This is a genomic window from Saccharibacillus sacchari DSM 19268 (assembly GCF_000585395.1).
GTDB lineage: Bacteria > Bacillota > Bacilli > Paenibacillales > Paenibacillaceae > Saccharibacillus > Saccharibacillus sacchari.
Map to the genome: position 1 here is coordinate 4,439,804 of NZ_KK073875.1, position 21,972 is coordinate 4,461,775.

At 52.3% G+C, this 21,972-nt stretch carries 21 protein-coding genes; 2 read left to right on the forward strand and 19 right to left on the reverse strand.

Annotated features, from left to right (window positions below; genetic code table 11):
• Positions 1 to 13 precede the first annotated feature (13 nt).
• The 10 genes from folD to SACSAC_RS19305 form a co-directional block, all read right to left on the reverse strand.
• Positions 14 to 874: a bifunctional methylenetetrahydrofolate dehydrogenase/methenyltetrahydrofolate cyclohydrolase FolD gene (folD, locus tag SACSAC_RS19260; protein ID WP_037289373.1), complete on the reverse strand. Its 861-nt coding sequence runs from the start codon at positions 872 to 874 to the stop codon at positions 14 to 16.
• A 375-nt stretch (positions 875 to 1,249) separates the two neighbouring features.
• A complete protein-coding gene (nusB, locus tag SACSAC_RS19265) occupies positions 1,250 to 1,702 on the reverse strand; it encodes a transcription antitermination factor NusB (protein ID WP_037289374.1) in 453 nt (150 codons plus the stop codon).
• A 356-nt stretch (positions 1,703 to 2,058) separates the two neighbouring features.
• Entirely contained in the window at positions 2,059 to 2,292 is a 234-nt protein-coding gene (locus tag SACSAC_RS19270; RefSeq protein ID WP_037289376.1) for a DUF2273 domain-containing protein, read from the reverse strand.
• A gap of 12 nt (positions 2,293 to 2,304) precedes the next feature.
• Positions 2,305 to 2,844: an alkaline shock response membrane anchor protein AmaP gene (gene amaP, locus SACSAC_RS19275; protein ID WP_037289378.1), complete on the reverse strand. Its 540-nt coding sequence runs from the start codon at positions 2,842 to 2,844 to the stop codon at positions 2,305 to 2,307.
• Between the two features lie 67 nt (positions 2,845 to 2,911).
• A complete protein-coding gene (locus tag SACSAC_RS19280; protein ID WP_037293297.1) occupies positions 2,912 to 3,331 on the reverse strand; it encodes an Asp23/Gls24 family envelope stress response protein in 420 nt (139 codons plus the stop codon).
• 83 nt (positions 3,332 to 3,414) lie between these two features.
• The gene (gene accC, locus SACSAC_RS19285) at positions 3,415 to 4,803 is read right to left on the reverse strand and encodes an acetyl-CoA carboxylase biotin carboxylase subunit (protein WP_051507264.1); all 1,389 of its coding nucleotides are present in this window, start codon (positions 4,801 to 4,803) and stop codon (positions 3,415 to 3,417) included.
• Positions 4,800 to 5,270, reverse strand: coding sequence for an acetyl-CoA carboxylase biotin carboxyl carrier protein (gene accB, locus SACSAC_RS19290; protein WP_037289382.1), 471 nt, complete (start codon positions 5,268 to 5,270; stop codon positions 4,800 to 4,802). The genes accC and accB overlap by 4 nt, the downstream gene beginning before the upstream one ends.
• Before the next feature lie 181 nt (positions 5,271 to 5,451).
• Positions 5,452 to 6,705, reverse strand: a complete 1,254-nt coding sequence (locus SACSAC_RS19295) for an aspartate kinase (protein ID WP_037289384.1) — start codon at positions 6,703 to 6,705, stop codon at positions 5,452 to 5,454.
• Between the two features lie 221 nt (positions 6,706 to 6,926).
• Entirely contained in the window at positions 6,927 to 7,484 is a 558-nt protein-coding gene (efp, locus tag SACSAC_RS19300) for an elongation factor P (RefSeq protein WP_037289386.1), read from the reverse strand.
• Between the two features lie 53 nt (positions 7,485 to 7,537).
• On the reverse strand, positions 7,538 to 8,608 hold the full coding sequence (locus SACSAC_RS19305) for a M24 family metallopeptidase (RefSeq protein ID WP_037289388.1): 1,071 nt from the start codon (positions 8,606 to 8,608) through the stop codon (positions 7,538 to 7,540).
• Positions 8,609 to 8,827: 219 nt separating this feature from the next.
• Here SACSAC_RS19305 and SACSAC_RS19310 point away from each other — a divergent pair, with 219 nt between their 5' ends.
• The gene (locus tag SACSAC_RS19310) at positions 8,828 to 9,829 is read left to right on the forward strand and encodes a DUF1385 domain-containing protein (RefSeq protein WP_037289390.1); all 1,002 of its coding nucleotides are present in this window, start codon (positions 8,828 to 8,830) and stop codon (positions 9,827 to 9,829) included.
• A 6-nt stretch (positions 9,830 to 9,835) separates the two neighbouring features.
• On the forward strand, positions 9,836 to 10,222 hold the full coding sequence (locus SACSAC_RS19315; protein ID WP_037289392.1) for a hypothetical protein: 387 nt from the start codon (positions 9,836 to 9,838) through the stop codon (positions 10,220 to 10,222).
• A gap of 303 nt (positions 10,223 to 10,525) precedes the next feature.
• Here the strand turns inward: SACSAC_RS19315 and SACSAC_RS19320 are convergent, their stop codons facing one another.
• The 9 genes from SACSAC_RS19320 to SACSAC_RS19360 form a co-directional block, all read right to left on the reverse strand.
• Entirely contained in the window at positions 10,526 to 12,112 is a 1,587-nt protein-coding gene (locus tag SACSAC_RS19320; RefSeq protein WP_037289394.1) for a family 10 glycosylhydrolase, read from the reverse strand.
• Between the two features lie 171 nt (positions 12,113 to 12,283).
• The gene (gene mntR, locus SACSAC_RS19325; protein ID WP_037289396.1) at positions 12,284 to 12,709 is read right to left on the reverse strand and encodes a transcriptional regulator MntR; all 426 of its coding nucleotides are present in this window, start codon (positions 12,707 to 12,709) and stop codon (positions 12,284 to 12,286) included.
• Positions 12,710 to 12,936: 227 nt separating this feature from the next.
• On the reverse strand, positions 12,937 to 13,740 hold the full coding sequence (locus tag SACSAC_RS19330; RefSeq protein ID WP_037289398.1) for a metal ABC transporter permease: 804 nt from the start codon (positions 13,738 to 13,740) through the stop codon (positions 12,937 to 12,939).
• A gap of 12 nt (positions 13,741 to 13,752) precedes the next feature.
• Positions 13,753 to 14,529, reverse strand: a complete 777-nt coding sequence (locus SACSAC_RS19335; protein WP_037289400.1) for a metal ABC transporter ATP-binding protein — start codon at positions 14,527 to 14,529, stop codon at positions 13,753 to 13,755.
• 112 nt (positions 14,530 to 14,641) lie between these two features.
• The gene (locus SACSAC_RS19340) at positions 14,642 to 15,655 is read right to left on the reverse strand and encodes a metal ABC transporter solute-binding protein, Zn/Mn family (protein ID WP_037289402.1); all 1,014 of its coding nucleotides are present in this window, start codon (positions 15,653 to 15,655) and stop codon (positions 14,642 to 14,644) included.
• A gap of 182 nt (positions 15,656 to 15,837) precedes the next feature.
• Positions 15,838 to 17,856: a methionine--tRNA ligase gene (gene metG, locus SACSAC_RS19345; RefSeq protein WP_037289404.1), complete on the reverse strand. Its 2,019-nt coding sequence runs from the start codon at positions 17,854 to 17,856 to the stop codon at positions 15,838 to 15,840.
• A gap of 496 nt (positions 17,857 to 18,352) precedes the next feature.
• Positions 18,353 to 18,640, reverse strand: coding sequence for a membrane protein insertion efficiency factor YidD (yidD, locus tag SACSAC_RS19350; protein WP_051507265.1), 288 nt, complete (start codon positions 18,638 to 18,640; stop codon positions 18,353 to 18,355).
• Positions 18,637 to 19,101: a Fur family transcriptional regulator gene (locus tag SACSAC_RS19355; protein ID WP_037289406.1), complete on the reverse strand. Its 465-nt coding sequence runs from the start codon at positions 19,099 to 19,101 to the stop codon at positions 18,637 to 18,639. Before SACSAC_RS19355 ends, yidD begins: the two co-directional genes overlap by 4 nt.
• Positions 19,102 to 19,365: 264 nt before the next feature.
• Positions 19,366 to 21,789, reverse strand: a complete 2,424-nt coding sequence (locus SACSAC_RS19360; RefSeq protein WP_037289407.1) for a copper amine oxidase N-terminal domain-containing protein — start codon at positions 21,787 to 21,789, stop codon at positions 19,366 to 19,368.
• Between the last annotated feature and the right edge of the window lie 183 nt (positions 21,790 to 21,972).

Genomic DNA, 21,972 nt, shown 5'->3' on the forward strand with positions numbered 1-21,972 from the left:
CCGGAAGCTCCGCTTAAGACACGCCGTGCGCGCGTTTCGCGGCAACCAGCGTATTTTTCATCAGCATCGTAATCGTCATCGGGCCTACTCCGCCCGGTACCGGCGTGATTGGACCGGATACGGCGCTTGCCGATTCAAAGTCCACGTCGCCCGCTAATTTGCCGGTGTCCAGACGGTTGATGCCTACGTCGATGACGACGGCCCCCGGCTTGATGTAAGAAGCGTCCACGAAGTTGGCACGCCCTACGGCTACGACCAAAATGTCGGCCTGACGCGTCAGTTCCTTCATGTTGGCCGTACGCGAATGGCACATGGTAACTGTTGCATTTTCGCGTTGCAGCAGCAGGGATACCGGTTTGCCGACGATGTTGCTGCGACCGATCACGACAGCATGTTTGCCGGACATTTCGATGCCCGTATGCTTAATCAGTTCAATAACGCCAGCCGGCGTACATGGAAGCAGGCTATCGTCGCCGATGACCAGATTGCCTACGTTGATCGGATGGAAACCATCCACGTCCTTTTCCGGCGAAATCGCGTTGATGATTGCTTTTTCTTCGATATGCCCCGGAAGCGGAAGCTGCACGAGGATACCGTTGATGTTTTCTTGTTCGTTCAGCTTCTGCACGAGTGCAAGCAGGTCTTCCTGCGACGAATCGGCTTCGAGGCGGTGAACTTCGGAATAATAGCCAAGGTCTTCGCAAGCTTTGGCTTTGTTGCGCACATAGACCTGGGAGGCCGGATCTTCCCCGACGAGCACGACGGCAAGTCCAGGCACGCAGTTCTGAGCTGCAAGGGCTTCAACTTCGAGTTTCAGGGTCTGGCGAATTTCGTCCGATACTTGTTTTCCGCTGATAATTTGGGCTGTCGTCATGATTTTATCTCTCCTTTGATGGTGGGGTCTACGTGGGTGTTGGGCTGCGAGGGGAGTTCGTTTCGATCGCGTGTTGAACTCGGGAAAATGGATTGGATTGTAATAAGGAATTTTCCCGAGTTCAAAGGCGAACGCTGGCGCTTCTTCACTGAACTCCCCTCTCCGCCAGTTACGTTTGAGTTGGGGCGAGTTAAAACATTTTTTATGGGGAGGAAAAGCTTAATTCGCTTGAAGGCGAATTACTGAACGATTATTTGCTTACTTCATCTTCGCTCGAATTCCTGACTCCATTAAATTAAATTTCTAGCTCTACGCTTATCTATCAATGCTCATTGACTACTGAAGCTTTTATTATTTACTTGTTTGATCGAAATCTTATTTCAACTTGCTTTTCAGTTCGTCGGAGTCTTGGATCATTTTACCTAGGACGCCGTTGACGAATTTGCCGGATTCTTCGGTGCCGAAGTGTTTGGACAGTTCGATGGCTTCGTTGACGGCTACTTTGGCCGGGACGTCTTCGGCGAAGATCATTTCGTAGGCGGACAAGCGCAGGATTTGGCGGTCTACGCGGGATAGGCGGCTGATTTGCCAGCCTTTGAGGTAGCCTCCGAGCAAGTCGTCGAGAGCTGTTTTGTTGGTCCATACGCCGTTGACCAGCGCCAGGACGTATTCGGCAAGGCGGTCGGCGTCTTCGAGTTTGACTTCGCCTTCGTTTTCATTGCCTGCCTCCGAAATCAGCATCGAAACGGCATCAAGTGCTGAAACTTCGTTCATTTCCATCTGGTACAAGCTCTGTACCGCAAGTTCTCTTCCCAATCGTCTTTTCATGGGTGCCTCCTGTAATCATGTTCTAGTATATGGCTTCGGTTCATTATTAGGTTTACGTTTGATCTTACACATGCAAAAACCTGTGAAACGCTTCTCCCGGTGTCTGAACGCTGTCTTTCCCGAGAAAAGCGAGCCGGACGGCTTTGTGGCCGTGCCGTCCTCGCATTCCGGCGAGAAATGCCGCCTGTCTTGCTTAGAAGACGGACGCAAGCAGTTCTTCTTATGGCTTGTATTCATTTAAGACAAGCCATCGGTCCGGCGTAAAAACGTCTCACAGGCTTTCGCTCAACTTGCTCTCGCGAAAGAAGGGCGATACAGCTCTTCTTCGCGTTTTCCGGTTCAGTTTCTTGCTCCTTTTACCGAAAAGGCCGCCAGCGTGCAGCGAGCTTCTCCCGGATTTCGCCCCAGGGAAGCAATGGACCCGAACGCAAATCTTTCCGTCGGCCGATCCAATAGCCAAACAGGGTCAAAAGAGCCACGACGACCATGTGCCAAAAGCCGACTAACAGATAAAGCAGGCCGAAAAACAATCCGCACGCGGTCCAGCTTAGTCGGCCACCGTACTCGGCCCAAATTTCATTCCATTTCATCGGCGGCCCCCTTTATTCCACGCGGCTTTTAAAGGCCTGTTGCTGCACCACGCCAGCCACGTAGACGGAGACGGAGGCCACAGGGATTCCCGTAATTTCCTGAACGAATTCCTTGACTCCGCGCTGAATCTCATCCGTAAGTGCAGGGATTGGATATTCGCCGTCGACGACCGTGCGGATTTGCACATCAAGTCCCGGTTCGGTCATGCGGATCCGCGTTTTCGGTTCCTTGACTCCTTTTACGCGGGCAGCGGCTTTCAGGCACAGATTTTCAATCGTCTCAACCGAGATCTGAATCTCGCCAAGGTCTGTGCGTTGGTCAACAGAATGCAGATGCCCCCGACTGCGTCGAAGCGAGACGAACAGCATTCTTAGGCTGATCAGAATTAGCACGGCGAGCGCGGCAATCAGAATCGACAGCATCGGCAGATCGAATCGGAAATCGACAGGAACCTGAACCGATCTGCTGAGCAGGAGGATTGCGAAGATGCTCAAAACCAAAATCGTGACACTGTATACGAACAGCAGCAGACGGTCTACAATTTTTGCCACTTGCAGCCAAGCCCCCTCAAAACGGTAGTAAACCCCGACTTTACAGGTCGGGGGTTGGAAAAAATCGTTATTTCACCCGGGGAGTGCCGAGATCGAGTTCTTCGGTCCGTCCTTCGACCGCCTTCGCTCTGAACTGCACGTCATGCACATGCACATTGACTTCGATCACAGACAATCCCGTCATCATCTCGATCGAACGTTTCACGTTGCGTTGAACCGCTCCGGCTACTTCCGGCAAACGGGAACCGTATTCCACGATAACCGATACGTCCACTGCCGCTTCACGCTGGCCGACTTCGACTTTTACGCCCTTGGACAGATTTTTGCGTCCGAGCAGCTCGGCGATGCCGCCGGCAAACCCGCCGCTCATGCCCGCGATACCTTCCACTTCGATTGTAGCCAGGCCCGCGATCACTTCGATCACTTCCGGCGCGATCTGGATCTCGCCGATCTCCGTGCGTTCAAATTCTGTAGGTAAGCTGCTCATATTCGATACCATCCACCTTATGGATTATTTATTCCTTCAATATATCATTTGCCGCCCAATGTGACAAACGGCGTTTATCACGTTTAGACTTCGTTTTCTTCAAGGAATTTGATGTCGAAATCACCGCGGACGAAGGTTTCATGGTTCAACAAACGCTGGTGGAAAGGAATGGTTGTCGCAATGCCTTCGACTGCAAATTCCGCCAATGCGCGTTTCATTTTCGCAATGGCTTCATGGCGAGTCGGCGCCCAAACAATCAATTTCGCGATCATCGAATCATAGAAGGGCGGAATGCTGTATCCTTGATAAGCTGCACTGTCTACTCGAACTCCGGGCCCGCCTGGCGGCAAGTAAAAGCTGATTTTACCCGGAGCCGGCATAAAGTTGCGATCCGGGTCTTCCGCATTGATCCGGCATTCGATCGACCAACCATTGATTTTCACGTCAGCTTGGGCGAAGGACAGCGGATTGCCTTCAGCAACCGAAATCATTTCCTGGATCAGATCGACGCTTGTCACCATTTCCGTAACCGGATGTTCGACCTGGATACGCGTGTTCATCTCCATAAAGTAGAAGTTATCGTCCGGACCCAGCAGGAACTCCAGCGTACCCGCTCCCGAATAATTAACGGCGTGCGCCGCGCGTACCGCAGCTTGGCCCATGGCTTCGCGAACTTCTTCGGACAGAACGGAACACGGTGCTTCCTCGACCAGCTTTTGACGGCGACGCTGCACGGAACAGTCACGCTCGCCCAAGTGAACGGCATTGCCGTGCTTGTCGGCGATGACCTGAATCTCGACGTGCTTCATGCCTGTCAAGAATTTCTCCAGGTAAACGCCCGCATTGCCGAAAGCCTTCTCGGCTTCTTGCTGGGCAGCCACGATCTGCTGGCGCAGCGTGTCCTCATCCTCGGCCAAACGGATGCCTTTGCCGCCTCCGCCCGCCGTTGCCTTGATGATGACCGGATAGCCGATGCCGCGAGCCAACTCCACGGCCTGTTCCAAATCTTCAACGAGACCGTCGGAACCCGGAATAACCGGTACGCCGGCCTGCTGCATGGTCGATTTGGCAACCGCTTTGTCGCCCATCTTCGTGATCGCTTCCGGCGAAGGTCCGATGAAGGCGATATTGCACGATTCGCAAATTTCCGCGAAATCCGCATTTTCGGCCAAGAATCCGTAACCCGGATGCACGGCATCGCATTCGGTGAGCGTAGCTACGCTCATCAGGTTGGTGAAGTTCAAGTAGCTGTCTTTCGACGCTGTCGGTCCGATGCAGTAAGCTTCGTCAGCCAGACGAACATGCAACGAATCACGGTCGGCTTCGGAATAGACGGCCACTGTTGAGATACCAAGCTCGCGGCACGCACGAATAATCCGCACAGCGATCTCGCCGCGGTTGGCGATCAGAATTTTATTGAATTTCGTCGTTTCCAAATCGATACGTCCTCCTTCCGTTACCGGGTCGCTCATTCCGCTCGAACCAGGAACAGAGGCTGTCCGTATTCGACCAACTGTCCGTTCTCGACGAGCACTTCAACGATTTCGCCTTTCACTTCAGCCAAAAGCTCGTTCATCAGCTTCATCGCTTCGATGATGCAGACGACCGATTTTTCGTTGACGCGGCTGCCCGCGTTTACATAAACATCCGCATCCGGCGAAGGCGACGAGTAAAAAGTGCCTACCATCGGGGAGACGATTTTATGTAAAGACTCGTCTGGTACCGAAGCTTGAGCAGTTGATGCTGCTGCAGCTTGTGCGGGAACGGCTTGGATTTGCGGCTGCTGTTGGATCACTACAGGAGCTTGAAGAGCCGAAGCGTCAATACGCGATCCTTTGCGGATGACGACGCGCGCGCCTTCTTCTTCCAATTCCAATTCCTGAACCGACGTACGGTCCAATAATTCAATGAGTTCTTTAATTTCGCTTATTTTAAACATTCAGGCACGCTCCTTAACATTTTCAGGCTTGTGCGGGTATTCAACCAGCTTTTTGTAAAATGCACGGCAAGCCGTTTACTAACGTTATGTATTATATCACAACACCGTAAAATAAAAAGAGCGGTCTCCCGGAGGAGATTCCCGCCCTTTTCAACCTCTCTAACCCCTTGCCCCGCCTAACTTAACGGCGATCTTGCGGGCCTCCGACAAATGCCTGTTCCTGCGTATCCAAGTTATAGGCCGTATGCAGCGCCGCAATAATATCTTTTACCTTTTCGCCTTCGATGACGCAAGAAACTTTAATTTCCGAAGTGCTGACCATCTTGATGCTTACGCCTTGGTCGGAGATCACGCGGAACATTTCCGCGGCCACGCCGGGATGGCTGACCATTCCCGCGCCCACGATAGACACCTTAACCAGATCGGTCTCGGAAGTCAGCTCGCGGTAAGAAACGCGTTCGCGAGTGCTTTCGATGACGCTCAATGCGCGTTCGGCTTCGGTTCCGTTTACGGTAAACGAGAAATCGGCTTTGCCGTCCTGCGATCCGCTCTGCACGATAATGTCGACGTCGACGCGCTCCGCAGCCAAAGCTCCGAATATGCCCGCCAGCACGCCCGGCACGTCCGATACGCCCAAAATGCTGATACGCGCTACATTTTTATCGTAAGCGATCCCGCTTACTACCACTCCCTGCTCCATGCTTGACTCCTCCTCCACTACGGTTCCTTCATTATAGGTAAAGCTCGAACGAACGATCAGGCGCACGCTGTTATGCTTCGCGTATTCAACGGCGCGAGGATGCAGCACCGCCGCGCCCAGATTAGCCAGCTCCAGCATTTCGTCATACGAGATCGATGGCAATTTGCGCGCGCATTTGACGATCCGCGGATCGGTCGAGTAAATGCCGTCCACGTCCGTGTAAATCTCGCAAGCGTCCGCTTTGATCGCGGCAGCCAACGCCACCGCCGTCGTATCGGAACCGCCGCGGCCGAGCGTCGTAATTTCGCCGTCTTCGCTCATCCCCTGGAATCCGGCCACAATAACGATTTTCCCTGCGTCCAGCGCTTTGATAACGCGATCCGGACGAATATTGAGGATTCTGGCGCTGCCATGATTGGCTTCGGTCTCGAATCCCGCCTGCCACCCGGTAAAAGATACCGCTTCATGACCGATAGCCTGGATTGCGATCGACAGCAGCGAGATGGAAATCTGCTCCCCTGTCGTCATCAACATATCCATTTCTCGAGCCGGCAGATTATCGCTCAAGCGCTTGGCCGAATCGATCAGATCATCCGTGGTGTCTCCCATCGCCGATACGACGACGACGCATTGATGGCCTTCTTCTTTTTTCTCGGCGATTCGCTTCGCAACCCGCTGCATCCGCTCGGTGTCGCCGACAGAACTGCCGCCGAATTTCATAACGAATAATGACAAAACGTGTTCACTCCCCCGCATGTTTCCGAAACTCGTTTGTCAGGCAAACGGCTCCGGTCTATTTTATCGCTTTAAATGAGTATAATACGAAAACGCCTCAATCTTCCATTGTTTTTCGGAAAATTATTTACACTTTTCTGCATAAGTATGTATAAAAAAAGCTCTTCACCCGCCTAACGGTGTGAAGAGCTTTTAAATTCCATGCCTAAATGATCAAATAACTAAGCACGGGAGATGTATTTACCTTCGCGCGTATCGATCAGCAGAACGTCGCCTTCGTTGATGAACAAAGGTACTTGAACGTTATGACCGGTTTCGAGTTTTGCGTTTTTGGATGCGCCAGTCGCTGTGTTACCTTTGATACCCGGCTCTGTTTCCACAACTTTCAGCTCAACGCTTGTCGGCAGGTTAATCCCGAGGATTTCGCCTTTGTAGCTGATGATGTGCACGTTCATGTTTTCGCGAATGAATTTGAGTTCCCACTCCAATTGTTCGCTGGTCAGCGAGAATTGGTCATAAGTCTCGTTATCCATAAACGTATGCTCTTGACCGCTTGCATACAGGTATTGCACGCCGCGGTTTTCGATTTGCGCGCGGCCGATCGTTTCACCAGCACGGAATGTACGCTCAACTGTGTTGCCGTTGCGCAGGTTTTTGAGCTTGGAGCGCACGAATGCGGCACCTTTACCCGGTTTTACGTGTTGGAATTCGATAACGGTGAAGATGTCGCCGTCGACTTCGACGGTAAGGCCTGTTTTAAAATCGTTAACTGAGATCATAGAGGATCCCTCCTTGGAATGGTTGCCTTGCTGAAGTAACTTCTAAGATTGCCTTATGCCATCGGCAGAAGGGTAAGCTCTTTGGTCGAAGAAGTGATGATCTCGATTCCCGTCTCGGTAATCACGATATCGTCTTCGATGCGCACGCCGCCGAAGCCCGGAATGTAGATGCCCGGTTCTACGGTTACGACCATGCCCGGCTTCAGGATATCATCGCTGAGCTTGGACAAACGCGGACTTTCATGCACTTCCATGCCCAGTCCGTGTCCCGTGCTGTGCCCGTAGTTATCTCCGTAGCCGTACGACGAGATGATATCGCGAGTCAGAGCGTCCGCTTCGCGGCCGGTCATTCCCGGACGAATCTTGTCGAGCGCATTGAGCTGGGCTTCAAGCACGATGCCGTAGACTTCGCGATGACGGTCGCTCGCTTCGCCAAGTACAACCGTACGCGTAACGTCGGAGCAATAACCGTTGAGCAAAGCGCCGAAGTCAAAGGTAATGAATTCGTTCCCTTGCAAAACGCGTGAACTTGCTACGCCGTGCGGCAGCGCCGAACGTTCGCCGGAAGCGACAATCGTATCAAACGACGACGAAGTTGCCCCGTTTTCGCGCATGAACATTTCCATCTGCAGATCGAGCTCGCGCTCCGTGACGCCAGGACGAATTTTCGTCAGGATATGGCTGAAGGTACGGTCCGCCAAAACGGCCGCTTCGCGCATGATCGCAAGTTCTCCCTCGTCCTTGAAGATGCGCAGGCCTTCCACAAGACCCGACACCGGCACGAGTTCGACGCCCGCCAGCGCTTCCTTATAGCTTTGATACGTCGCAAATGTGACATGTTCCTGCTCGAAACCGAGTTTCGCCGAAGAACCAAGCAGTTCCTTAACCGTTTCCATCACCTTGGGTGCATGCTCGACCACTTTGAAATCTTTGGCCTGCTCAGGTGCCTGCGTCATATAACGGAAGTCGGTAAGCAGATAGCTTTCGTTTTCCGTGATGAGCACGTATCCGGCGGAACCGGTAAATCCGGTCAGGTAACGACGGTTAATGTCACTGGCCACAAACATTGCGCTAACGCCTTGCAAAGCCATCGCTTCGCGCAATTTGCTTACACGCTGCTGCATATTTTCTCCTCTTTCCCGGTGAACCTATATCAGTTCGTATTTTCCAGAGCTTCAAGCGAAATTACCACAGTACATTCTATCATATGCCCGCCCCCTCTGAGAAGCCTTTTTACGCGCAAGCAACGCAGGCCCGGAAGCCGCCTGTTCGCTGGTATTTGCCTGTAAAATCCGATACAATGAAAAGAAATGTCTTTTAAAACGTTTAGGAAGGTGAAGGTTTTGTCTGAAAAATCTGCTCCCGTCGCCTACGGCGGACAAGCCGTGATCGAAGGAGTCATGTTCGGCGGCAAGCACGTCAACGTCACCGCGGTGCGCCGCAAGAGCGGGGAGATCACTTTCCTCGAAGTGCCCCGCGAAGAAAAAAGTTGGGTGCGCTCTTTGCGCAAGGTTCCGCTGCTTCGCGGTCTTGTTAGCTTGGTCGACTCCAGTATCAAAGGCTCCAAACACCTCAATTATTCGTTCGACGCTTATGCGGACGACGAGATGACGCCTGAAGAACGCGAAGAATTGAAAGCGAAAAACAAAAAAGGCGAAGCAAAATTAAGTCTTGGCGCTATCGTGGGCGTAACGGCAGCCGCGATTATTTCCTTTATCGTCGGCAAGGTTGTATTTACGCTGGTACCGGTATTCGTCGAACAATTCCTGTTCAAAGGTTCGTTCGCCCATCAGATTTACCATAATCTGGCCGAAGGCGGTATCAAGCTCGTCCTGCTTCTTTTGTACCTGTATTTGATCTCGTTGACTCCGCTCGTCAAACGATTGTTCCAATATCACGGAGCCGAGCACAAAGTCATCAGCGCATTCGAAGCCGGCGAAGAACTGACGCCGAAAAACGTGCAAAAGTATACGAGATTGCATTATCGTTGCGGAAGCAGCTTTATCATGCTAACCGTGATCGTCGGCATTTTAATCTACTCGTTGTTCACTTGGGATAATTTGGCCGAGCGCGTCATTCAGCGTCTTTTGCTCCTGCCTGTCGTGATGGGCGTATCTTTCGAGTTTCTGAAGTTCACCAACGCGCTTCGCGACGTGCCGGTGCTGCGTTATCTGGGTTACCCGGGACTGTGGCTTCAACTGCTCACGACCAAAGAACCGACCGACGAACAAGTCGAAGTGTCGATCGCTTCTTTCAACCGGATGCGCGAACTGGATGCCGTTTATCAAAAACAAGGCGTTCCCGCTTCGGCGCCGAACGCCATACTCGATCCTCTGGAGGGTTGATGCTTTATGAAAAGACCGGGAATCGCAGGTTGGATCATTCTGGCGCTTGCCGCGGTGGGCATCCTGCAAATGATCACGAATCCTTCCATCACTTGGTTGATTCCGATCGGCATCATTGCGGTGGTCGCCATCCTTTACTTCGTCCTGCCAAAAGCCCGTCGTTCCGGGGGCTATCGTACTTCGGACGGTAAACGTCCCAAAATCAAGCCTTCGGCCCGCACGCAGGAAAAACTGGCACGTATGTCTTCTTCCACTTCGTCAAAGTCGTCCGCGCCTCGCGGCGTCAAACCGCCTGCACCTTCGAAAAACTCGAAGAAAAAAAAGAACTATCCGTTTCAGGTGATTGAAGGACGCAAAAGCAAAGATGATGAGGACGTGCCGAAATTCCACTGAGCAGGACGCTGATAGGCGGTATAACGTCGAAGTTCGTTTCGTGGAGGGACTGCGGCGCGTGCAGGGAGACGTTTCGGGCTCGATCGCCGTTGTTTTCGAAAAAATGGATTGGATTATAATTAAGGAGTTTTTCCGAAATACAAATGCTCTCTTACCTCGAAACGTCTCCCCGCTCGTGGCACTTTGGCGGTGTGCGAAACGAAAAGCATCCTGCTCAATTTTGTAGGTAGTAAAGATTGAAAAAGCCAGGCCGCGGAAATTTCGCGGCCTGGCTTTTTTTGAGTTTTATTTGACATTTTTCAATCAGTTCGCCCAATATTGTTCCAGAGTCGTTTGCACTTTGCCGGACAAGATATGTTGGGCGCGGAAGAAGATGTTTCCGTCGACGTTTTGATGGCCGAGAGTATACGCCAAGTGGTCGGTCAGTTCGCTTGCGCTGCTCCAACCGGCTTCGCTTGTACCTACTTTGTAGGCGGCTTCGCCGATATAGAGTTTGACGTCGGTTCCGGCTACGACGTCGGCCCACCAATCGACTACCGTTTTGTAATTGGCGGCCGTATTGGCATTGCTCCAATAGACTTGCGGGACGATATAGTCGACCCATTCTTTTTTGATCCAGGTACGCGCATCGGCATAGGTCGTATCATACGCGGTTACGCCTGCACGGGTGTTGGAGCCGAGCGAATCGGTCGAAGCATTGCGCCACACGCCGAATGGGCTGACCCCGTAGCTGACCGCAGGTTTGGCGGCATGGATATTTTGTCCGAGTTTTTGCACGAAGTCGTTGATGTTTCCGCGACGCCAGTCCCCTTTGTTGGAAAAAGCAGCCGTGTTGTATTGTTTGTAGGTGTTGTCGTCATTGAATTTCTTCGAAGACGATTCTCCGTACGGATAGAAATAATCATCCAGATGCACGCCGTCGATGTCGTATTTATTAACGACTTCCATGACTTCGTCAATGACGGATTGGCGAGCGTCCGGGATTCCCGGGTTGATGTACAATTTGCTATCAAAATTCACGATCCAGTCCGGATGGGCTTTAGCTACATGGTTGGAAGCCAGGCCTGCCGTGGAAGAGCCCGTACTGGCGCGGAACGGGTTGAACCAAGCATGGAACTCCATACCCCGCTTATGCGATTCCTCGATCATGAAAGCAAGCGGATCGTAACCCGGATTTTTGCCCTGCGTTCCGGTCAGTACGTTCGACCAGGGCACCAGCGCAGACGGGTAGAGCGCATCCGCGCTTGGACGCACCTGCACGAATACGGCATTGATGCCGGTTTCCTGGAGCTGGTCCAGCATGGACGCGAACTGCGCTTTCTGTTTGGTCGCGTCTTTCGAAGACGGCCAATCCAGACTGGACACGGTTGCGACCCATGCGCCTCGAAGCGCCGTCAGATTGCCTTGGTTATCCGGTACGCCCGGCGTCGGAACGCCGATCGGACCGTCCGGCGTGGTCAGCGTAATGGTCTGGGCAGCCTGGCTCCAATTGACGTTAAGGCCCAGTCCTTGACCGACAAACCGCAGCGGAACCATGATCCGTCCGTTCAAACTCGTGACCGAAGCTTCAAGTTCCACGGCATTGCCGTTGACATAGGCCGTTTTCGAACCGAGCGGAATCGAGAGCAGCGTGCCTCCCTGATTGATTTTCACGACTTTGTCGCTTTGCGACCATTCGATCTGAGCGCCCAGGCTCGTACTTACCAGTCGCATCGGCACAAGCGTTGTATTGGATACGATGTAAGGGTCCGCATCGCCCTGAATCCGTTGTCCGTCCAGTATGATTTGAATAACCGATGCCGCATTCGCTTTCGTTGTTCCAAGCCCGCTCCATGCCGGTAACAGCAGCAGGACAGCCAGGAACACCATGATTCCTTGACGCCATTTCATTTTTCCAAGTCCCTCGTTTCGTATTGGTTTCGTTTCGCACCTCTCAAAAAGGCCTTAATCGTTATACGCAAACTGCTTGCTGATTGTAGCGGTAAACGGACGAGAAAACTTTTCCGCAAGCAAAATCGCAAACAAAAAGGCATCTGTGCCCAATGGCCACAGACGCCTTTTCTAATTTTCGGTCGTTGTGTCGTTCTGGATTGCTCTAAGCTCTTCCACCCGCTTCGGATCGCCATTGAAATATTCCACCAGCGATTCGATCTGCGTGATTGAATTCCAGCTCAGATGGTGCTCAATGCCTTCCACATCCGTATAGATATGGCTCTCCTCCACCCCGATCAGACGCAAAAATTCTTCCAACAGCTGATGGCGGTCCACCAGTCTTTTGCCGATCTTTTTGCCTTTGCTCGTAAGGATCAACCCTCGGTATTTCTCATACACCAGGTACTCGTCCTTATCGAGCTTCTGAATCATCTTGGTGACTGAAGAAGGATGAACTTCCAGCCCTTCGGCAATATCCGATACCCGGGCGTAGCCCTTTTCCTCAATCAGCAGGTAGATACGCTCCAAATAATCTTCCATACTGGGCGTTGGCATCCGCTTCCCTCTTTTCCTTGACTTGAGGCCGCGTCTTGCGCGACTCTCTCGATAATGACGCCGATGAACACAGATCCCGCCGTGTCGAAGATCGCACCGCTTCGAGACCTGTCTTCATGAGGCGTCAGCCTTGCATATTCATCATGCCAGCAAAAAAACGGCTCTTACTATGATACCTTTATTCGAAGCCTATTGGCAAGTTCATGTCATAAAAAAAGAGGATACCGTCAGACGGTATACCCTCTTCGCGCCACCAGCGTCAGCAGCAGCATCAAAATAAGCAAAAGGACAATCGTAGCCCCCGGCGCAAAATTCCAAATGCCCGCAACGATCAAGCCTACAATCACGGCAATCTCTGCTACGGCCACCGACAATATGATCGACATGCGGAAGCTTTTAGCCAAGAACAGACTGCACGCGACCGGAATCGTCAATAGTGCCGATACCAGCAGCGCACCCACGATCTTGATGGCTGTACTGATCACAAGCGCTGCCAGCACCGTAATCAACATATTCAGCAGTTTAACCGGAAGTCCGCTCACCGCAGCCGCATCCTCTTCGAACGTAAGCAGGAACAATTCCTTATAGAAAAAGACTACGACAGCCACAACAACCACCGTAACGCCGCCTACCAGATACAAATCGGTCCGACCTAACGTATAGATACTGCCGAACAGATAACTCGTTACGTCGGTATTATAACCTTGTCCCAACGTAAACAGGAACGAGGCCATCGCCACACCGCCCGACATAATCACCGCGATCGACAGCTCGGCATACCCTTTGTACGCACGGCGCAGCTTTTCTATTGCGAAGGATGAAATGACCGCAAACACCAAGCCCACCACGAGCGGATAGACATTAATCAAAAAACCGAGCGCCACCCCTGCAATCGTCACGTGCGCGAGCGTGTCCCCGATCATCGACAGACGACGCAGCACAAGAAACATGCCGATCAGCGGTGCCGTCAATCCAATCAGCAGGCCGCCAAGTAAAGCACGCTGAAAAAAGTCACTGAACAAAATTTCCAAGTTACCGTCTCCTTACCCTTGCTCCGCCGACCCGACGAGCGGTATCGAATGCTGCAGATTCGTTTCGCCGCAGTCCAGATCGTCGTGCGAATGACGCACGAAAAACTTGATTTTCCCGTTTTGCTGCCGCGGTTCTTTGCCCAAATAATCTTCCAGGCGATCGATATCGTGCGACACCATCAAGAACGTGATATTGTGATGCTGATGCATGTGCCGAATCAATTCGAAAAAGCCGTCCTGCGTCTCCGCATCGATCCCTACCGTCGGCTCGTCGAGCACAAGCAGATCCGGTCGATTGATCATCGCGCGCGCCAAAAATACCCGCTGCTGCTGACCGCCGGATAGGCGTCCGATACGCTTGTCCGCAATGTCCTCGATCCGCATAACCTGAAGCGCGTCTTCAAGCTTCGCTTTAGCGTCTTTGCCCATGCGACGGAACAGGCTTTTGTTCGTGTACAGCCCCGAAGTCACCACTTCGCGCACCGTTGCCGGAAAAAGCATGTTCAGCGCGTTTTTCTGCGGGACATATCCGATGCGCTCCCAGTCGCGGAAGCTGCGGATCGACTCGCCGAACAAACGGATCTCCCCGCTCGTCGGCGGCATCAATCCCACCAGCATTTTGAGCAGCGTCGTCTTGCCGGCTCCGTTGGAACCCACGATCCCGACGAAGTCCCGTTCTTTTACGCTGAAGTTCAGGTCTTTCATGACATGCTGATCTTTATAGGAAAAGGACACGTCGCGTAGCTCGATCATCGGCTGATGGCAATCCACAGTCGGAAAAGCGGACATGGCATTCCCTCCTTTTTTATCTGCGTCCACTCAAACGCGCGGCCCGGCAGATTGCCGGAACCGCGCGTTTATCTATTGACCTTATCGAACGCGGTCAACATGCTTGTCTCTTCTATTGTAAGGCGAGAAGCAGATTTTGCAAATTCTTTTGCATCAAACTGAAGTAATCATCGCCGTCTTTGGCCTGCTGCTCCGTCAAACCCTCAACCGGATTCAAGACCAACGTCTCGACGCCGGCTTCGTCCGCCAATGTTTTGGCCAGTTTATCGGATACCAGTTCTTCGAAGAAAATATAACGGATGCCTTCTTCCTTCACCAGCTTCGCCAGATTCAGCATATCCTGCGCACGCGGCTCGGCGTCCGGGGACAGACCCATGATGGCATGCTGCGACAACCCGTAATCACGCGCCAAATACCCGAAGGCTTGGTGGGAAACCACAATTTCTTTATTCTTCAATGGAGAAAGCTTTTCCGTAAACTCGGCATCCAGTTGAGTCAGCTTGTCCGCCAACACTTCATAACGTTCATCGTAGCCTGCCTTGTGATCCGGATCGGCTTCAACGAGACTGTCGCGAATATTCCCTGCCATGATCAGCGCCGACTTCGGACTAACCCAAGTATGGGGATCCGTATGTTTGGCATCGGCAGACTCTACGGCATGTTCGTCCTCCGAATGTTCTTCGCCTTCATGGTCGTGATCTTCTTCCGCGGCTCCGTGATTGTGCCCGTCGTCTTCGGTTGTCAGAATCAGATCGACACCCTGACTGACCTCCACGGCTTTGACTTCGGAATCGGAATCCAGCCCCTTCAGAAAGTCCGGCACCCATCCTTCAAGCCCGGCTCCATTGTAGAAAAACAGTTGAGCTTTCGAGGTGTTTACGATGTCCTGACCGCGCGGCGTCCAATCATGCGGTTCTACGCCGGTCGGCAGCAGGTTGATCACGTTCGCATCGTCGCCTCCGATCGCGGAAGCAAATTCATAGATGGGATAAAAGGTTGTGACTACATTGACCTTGCCTTCCACAATAGTTCCTGCCGAGTTTCGACCGCACGCCGACAATACAAGCAATGCCGCCAAGGCTATGACTAGCGCCAAGCGCCCTGCATATTTGTTGTTGCGCTGCATATTTACATACACTCCGTTTCATGTAAAAAATCCGATTCCGAGCAAACACGCCCTAATCGTAACCTTACCGATTATAGGATTCTGTTTGAACATTGTCAACCTTTTTCGATACATTTACGGTTAATTTCAATAGCAAAAAACCGGACTTCTCCGCAGCGGGAGAAATCCGGTACAATCTGTTCTTATTTGACGATTGCGCCGTTCGGCATCGAATCCGGCACGGTCGCCAGCGTCAGTTGATCGCCGTGCGAAGCTGCCAGGATCATCCCGCGGGATTCTTCCCCGCGCAGCTTAACCGGCTTCAGATTGGTTACGCAGATCACCTTGCGGCCAATCAGCTCTTCAGGCGTATAGAACTTCGCGATGCCCGAAACGACTTGACGTTGTTCGAAGCCAAGGTCAAGTTGCAGCTTCAGCAGCTTATCGGCTTTTTTGACCGGTTCGCAGGCAATCACTTGAGCGACGCGCAGTTCCACTTTACCGAAGTCGTCGATTCCAATCTCTTCTTTCGGCTCCGGCGTTTCGATCGGCGCGGCCGCTTCGGCCTTCGAAGCTTCTTCTGCTTTGGCCGGAGTGCCTCCGCTCATGGACTCTACAATATTCGCGACTTCGACTTCCACGTCGAGACGCGGGAAGATCGGATCTCCCTTATGCAGTTTGGTTCCCGGAGCAATGACGCCGAATGTCTTCGTCGTGTCCCATTCTCTCCATGCCGCGGCTTCTTCGCCCGCGATACCGAGCTGGGTCCAGATCAGCTTAGGCGCACGGGTCAGGAACGGTTGCAGCAGCAAGGACGCGATGCGCAAGCTTTCGATCAGATGCAGCATCACCGATTCCAGCTCGCCTTTGCGGCTTTCGTCTTTGGCAATCGCCCACGGCTGCGTCTCGTCGATGTATTTGTTCGTACGGCTTACGAATTGGCTGATGGCCGTCAGAGCGACGGAGAATTCCATGCCGTCCAGCGCCTGCTCGACTTTATCTACCGCCGCTATGGCTGCTTTTTCCAAGGCCGCATCAAATGGCGTAACTTGTCCGTTATAAGCAGGCACTTCGCCGCCTACGTATTTATCGACCATCGCTACCGTACGGTTCAACAGATTGCCCAGATCGTTTGCCAAGTCGGAATTGATGCGCTCCACGAAGCTTTCGGGCGTGAATTGTCCGTCCGAACCGAAAGGCACTTCGCGCAGCACGTAGTAACGCAGCGCGTCGAGGCCGTAACGGTCAATCAGCTTGACCGGATCGATCACGTTGCCCTTGGACTTGGACATTTTGCCTTCGCGAGTCAGGAACCATCCATGACCGAACACCTTCTTCGGCAGCGGCAGATCAAGCGCCATCAGCATGATCGGCCAATAGATGGTATGGAAGCGCAGAATGTCTTTACCAACCAAATGCACATCGGCAGGCCAGTATTTTTCGAACAGCGACGGATCTTTCGAACCGTAACCCAGTGCCGTGATGTAGTTCGACAACGCATCGATCCACACGTAGACGACATGCTTCGGATCGCTTTTAACCGGAACGCCCCATTTGAACGTGGTACGCGATACGGCCAGATCTTCCAGACCCGGCTTAATGAAGTTGTTGACCATTTCGTTTTTGCGGGACTCCGGCTGAATGAAACCCGGATTATCTTCATAATACTTCAGCAGGCGGTCCGCATAATTGCTCATTCTGAAGAAATAACACTCTTCCTTGACCAGTTCGACCGGATGGCCGCTTTCCGGGCTTTTGCCGCTGACGACTTTATTGTTGTCGTCACGCACGACGTCGGCCAATTGCGATTCGGTGTAGTACGTTTCGTCCGGAATGCTGTACCAACCTTCGTATTCGCCTTTGTAAATGTCTCCTTGTTTCAGCAAACGCTCGAAAATATCCTGAACGACCGTGATATGACGTTCTTCCGTTGTCCGAATGAAATCGTCATAAGAGATGTCGAGCTTATCCCACAGACTGCGAATGCCTTCGACGATCCCGTCAATAAACTGGATCGGCGTCTGGCCCGCTTCCGCCGCTTTTTGCTCAATCTTCTGACCATGCTCGTCCGTTCCTGTCAGGAAGCGCACGTCATAGCCGCGCAGTCGCTTGTAACGGGACATGGCATCGGCTGCTACCGTCGTATACGTGTGTCCGATGTGCAGCTTGCCGCTCGGGTAATAGATCGGCGTCGTAATATAAAAGCTTTTTTTCTCCGTCATGCTCTTCTCTCCTTTTAAAAAAGATTCGGAGCGGAAATATCAAAAAGACTCCCGCCCCATAAATGGGACGAGAGCCGTAAGCTCGCGCGGTACCACCCACATTCCCTTCGTTCTCGCGAATCGAAGGCTCTGCCGGTCACATTCGACCGTCCATTAACGCTGGAACACGCCTTGCACTCACTCTTCGCTGATCGATCTTGTCCAACTCTCCAAACCGTATGGGGCTTTTCTGTTGATACAATTCGTCGCGTCGCAGCTTGCACAAAGTTCCTCCCGGACCATATTCGAAGGCTCTTCCAGACCGGTTCGCAGCGTGTTTCCCGGTTCTCTGAGGCTGGTGCTTCCTTCTACTCATCCGTTCTTCGGACTTCAGTATGAATCGCATAATGCAACATCATGATAATGATACACCAAAATATACCGAAGAAAAGCCCGAGGTGTCAAGTATAGTCTTGAAACTCACTACCTGCGCATACAAAAAAGTCCACGTCCCCCATTAGATATGGGTTCCGTGAACTCCTCCATGCCCTTCGCGATCGTCCGGTTTTGGCTTGCGGGCAACACGCGGCGGCACGGGATCATAGCCGCCGGCATGCAACGGATGACATTTCGCGATTCTTTTCGCGGCCAGCCAACTTCCTTTGGCAGCCCCGTGAACTTCAATCGCTTCAAGCGCATACGCCGAACAAGTCGGCACGAACCGACAGCTCGGCGGCGTAAGCGGGGAAATAAACTTCCGGTAAAAGCGGATCGGACCCTGGACCGTCCGGCGTGCGATTTTCATCGCGCCTCACGCTTCCCGGCAGCCGCTTTAACCGGCTCCTGCGCCGCTTCTTCGCGGCAGTCCTTGCAGTACCCAAAGACTTCGAACTTATGCTTCACGACTTGGAAATCGTCCGGCGACTCCGTCAACTGCATCGGGCAAAACGTGATCGGATACGTTTTTTCGCATTGCAGGCAAATCATATGATGATGGTGATGATCCTCGCTGCAATGCAGCTTAAACTTCACGCCTTCTTCGAATACGATCTGCTCCAACACGCCGAGTTCCTGCATGACGCGCAAATTACGATAAACCGTGTCGAAGCTGAGTCCTTTGTATTTTTGTCCCATATAGTCATAAACATCCTTGGCAGACAGATAACCGGGTGCTTCGGCAAATAATCGTGCCAGCGTCTTGCGCTGATCCGTGATCCGCAACCCCTGTTCAGCCATGATCTCGATAATGCGTTCCATCGAAAGCATCGGTAATCCTCGCCTCCCGGCCGTCTCCGGCTTAGTCCTGGAGCGCCTTTATTCGTAACGCCCTTCATTAATAATGCCCCAAATCAGCCGCGGAGTCAATCAGCCGCATTCCCGCGGACACGCGAAAAATCCGGCTCCGCATCAAGCGGAGCCGGATTTTCGGTTAACCTTCGATTCATCGGAGCACGCACGGCCTCGAAATATCCCGGACCTGCCGAAGCCATGCCTAACCGTGATGTCCTGTCGCTTGTACTCTCGTTAAAATTATTGCTTGAGTGAAGGCATTTGGCTGAAGATCAGATTGACCGACAGGTTGCTGCCGGGTGCCGGCGTGAACTCCAAATCTACGCTCTCCGTGTTATTGCCCGTACGGTAGACTACGCCTGCTTCGCTGGATGTATTCAAAGCGGAACCGACAAGTCCCATGCTTTGCGCGGACAACTCAACAAGTTGACCATTTACAACGATCCAGCCTGCATATTTGCCGCCGCGTCCGTTAAAGGTAATGAGCGTATTCGGGGCAACCTTGTCGAGGTGGATCTTGTACAACACGCCGAAGTTGCCCAGATTTGATTCTGGCAGGTTATTCGGGGCATCCACGCCAGTCAAGTTCAGGTCGTCTTTGTTATCGCCGATAATGAGCTTCGTTGGCGTTGGGCCGCCTACCGGCTCGAATACATCGATGATTTTAGTCGCGAGCGGATACGTGCCGCGGTTGTGAACGCCGTCGCGCGGAGCTGTCGTCAATGTTTTTGCCGCTTCGATCGGATCGACATCGGTATCGACCATCAACGTGCTGTACGTGATTGGCTGGGAAGCATCGACGTCGGCAATCAGCGAGATCACCGTCTTGTCTGCCATCGGAACTTTATTCAGATCCGTCAAAATGATTTTGCTTTCTCCCGGCTGCAACGTGATCGTCGTACGTTGTTTACCATCGATCACCGATTGATGGTAACGCTGTACGGAGACTTTACCTGCTGCCGTAGCGAAAGGACTCGGGCCGCCGAAGCCGCTATCCAAAGTTTGAATCGTTGCCGGCGTCGCATTGTTATTGGTCGCGACAACGTACATGGTTACGCGTTTTTTCGTGTAGTTCGCATGGTGAACCATGAAACGAACTTTGCCGTTGATTGTATCTTCGTACAGTTTTCCTGTGCCGAATACCGATTCCGGACTGTTGCTGCGATACAGGGTCACGTCACCGAGCGTATCGTAACGAGCTACTTTTTGCATAGCCGGAACGCTGCCGCCATCAAACAAGAATTTGCTTCCGATCGGTACGAACAGCGCATTATATTCATCTTGCGTGTACAGAACTTCGTCTGTAACCGTGATCGTTTTGGTGAAGGTATCGGTTGCGCCGTCTTCATCCGTAACAGTCAGGGTAATGTTCTGAGGACCCGAAACGAAATAAGCTCCCTTCTGGTTTTCCCATAAACGGCTGTTAGCTTCCGGCAAGTTACCGTCCGGGTCGTAACTTTGGTCCGTATAATTGACGGGTTCACCCATACGGTAGACTTCTTTATCGGTTGTAAATTGTGCTACCGGTGGCTGGTTTGGCGCTTCAACCGTAACGGTTTGGCTGTATGGAGCACTCCATTGTCCCTTGGAATCTTGTACGGAATAAGTGATTGTATAGGTTCCGGGATCAGTGAAGACGTCCTGACGTCCTTCCCAACGCTCATCAACGATATCGTAGCCGCTAGGCGATTCGGATTTCGTTGCATAAGTTACCATGGTTTCACCGGCGATGATTTTTTCAGGTGACACGGTAAAGGATGCTGTCGGCTTCGAAGAGATCGTCAACGTGATCGTTTTGGCTTTGTAGTCGATCTTATAAGGAATACCCAGTGCTTGCGTGATCGAAGTCAGCGGCACCATGAAGGTACTTTTCTCTTGATAAGAAGTTCCTTTCATTTTGGTAGGCACCCCGTTTACCGTATAGGTGTCGGTTCCCAATTTGAAGCGCAATTCATCTGCACCTTTTGTAATGACGGTTTCTTTCGTTTTTGCATCGTATGTAAGTTTGAGGCCTACACGATTAACAAACGAACGAACAGCAATATACGACACGCCGTCTTTAGCAGCCATCGGCTGAGCAGCGGTATAAGTTTGCCCGTCCTGATACATTTTGTCGCCGTTGATCATCAGAACAAGCTTATCCGTTCCCAGTGTCGTCGATGCGTCGAATGTCGGCACGGTAGGCGTCGTTGCATTCGGAGTCTTCGTTGGCGTTCCGGTGCTTGGCGTAGTCGGTGTCGGTGCCGGATTCTGCGTAGCCGGTACGGTTTCTTCGTCTGTTGGAGGTTCCGTTGTCTCCGTTCCGTCGACAGGGGTTGCCGAGGAATCGTCAGGCGTTTGCGTATCGGTAGGCACGCTGCCTTCAGTTCCCGTCGGGTCCGTCGAAGGTTGTTCGTTTGGCGAAGGCTGTACATTTGTAGATGCTGCCGGATCGGCAACAGAGTTTGTATCTGGGTTAGTTGTTGCATTCGGTGCAACTTGCGGTTGTGCGGCAAGCTTCTCCGTATAGTTTTTTGCTGTTCCGTCTTGTTGTACGACTTCTCCCTGTACAACAACTGGCGTATTACCCGATGTCGCTGCTGCTTGGGCCGATGCCGGAGGCAGCACGGCTGCCGCCTGCACGACAACGAGCAGAGCGATGATCGTGATTTTCTTCAGATTCATTTTACGACTCCCTTTATAGCTGAATTTGGTCCTTCTCTCGCTAAGCACATAGACTTAGACGCGCCAATCGGTTAAAAGTTTCTGTGAAACAATAAAAAAAGCGCCCTTCCTGTAAAAGGAAAGGTCGCTTTCTGTAAACGTTATGCAAGCATTTACACAATTATCAACCTGTTAATATTTAAA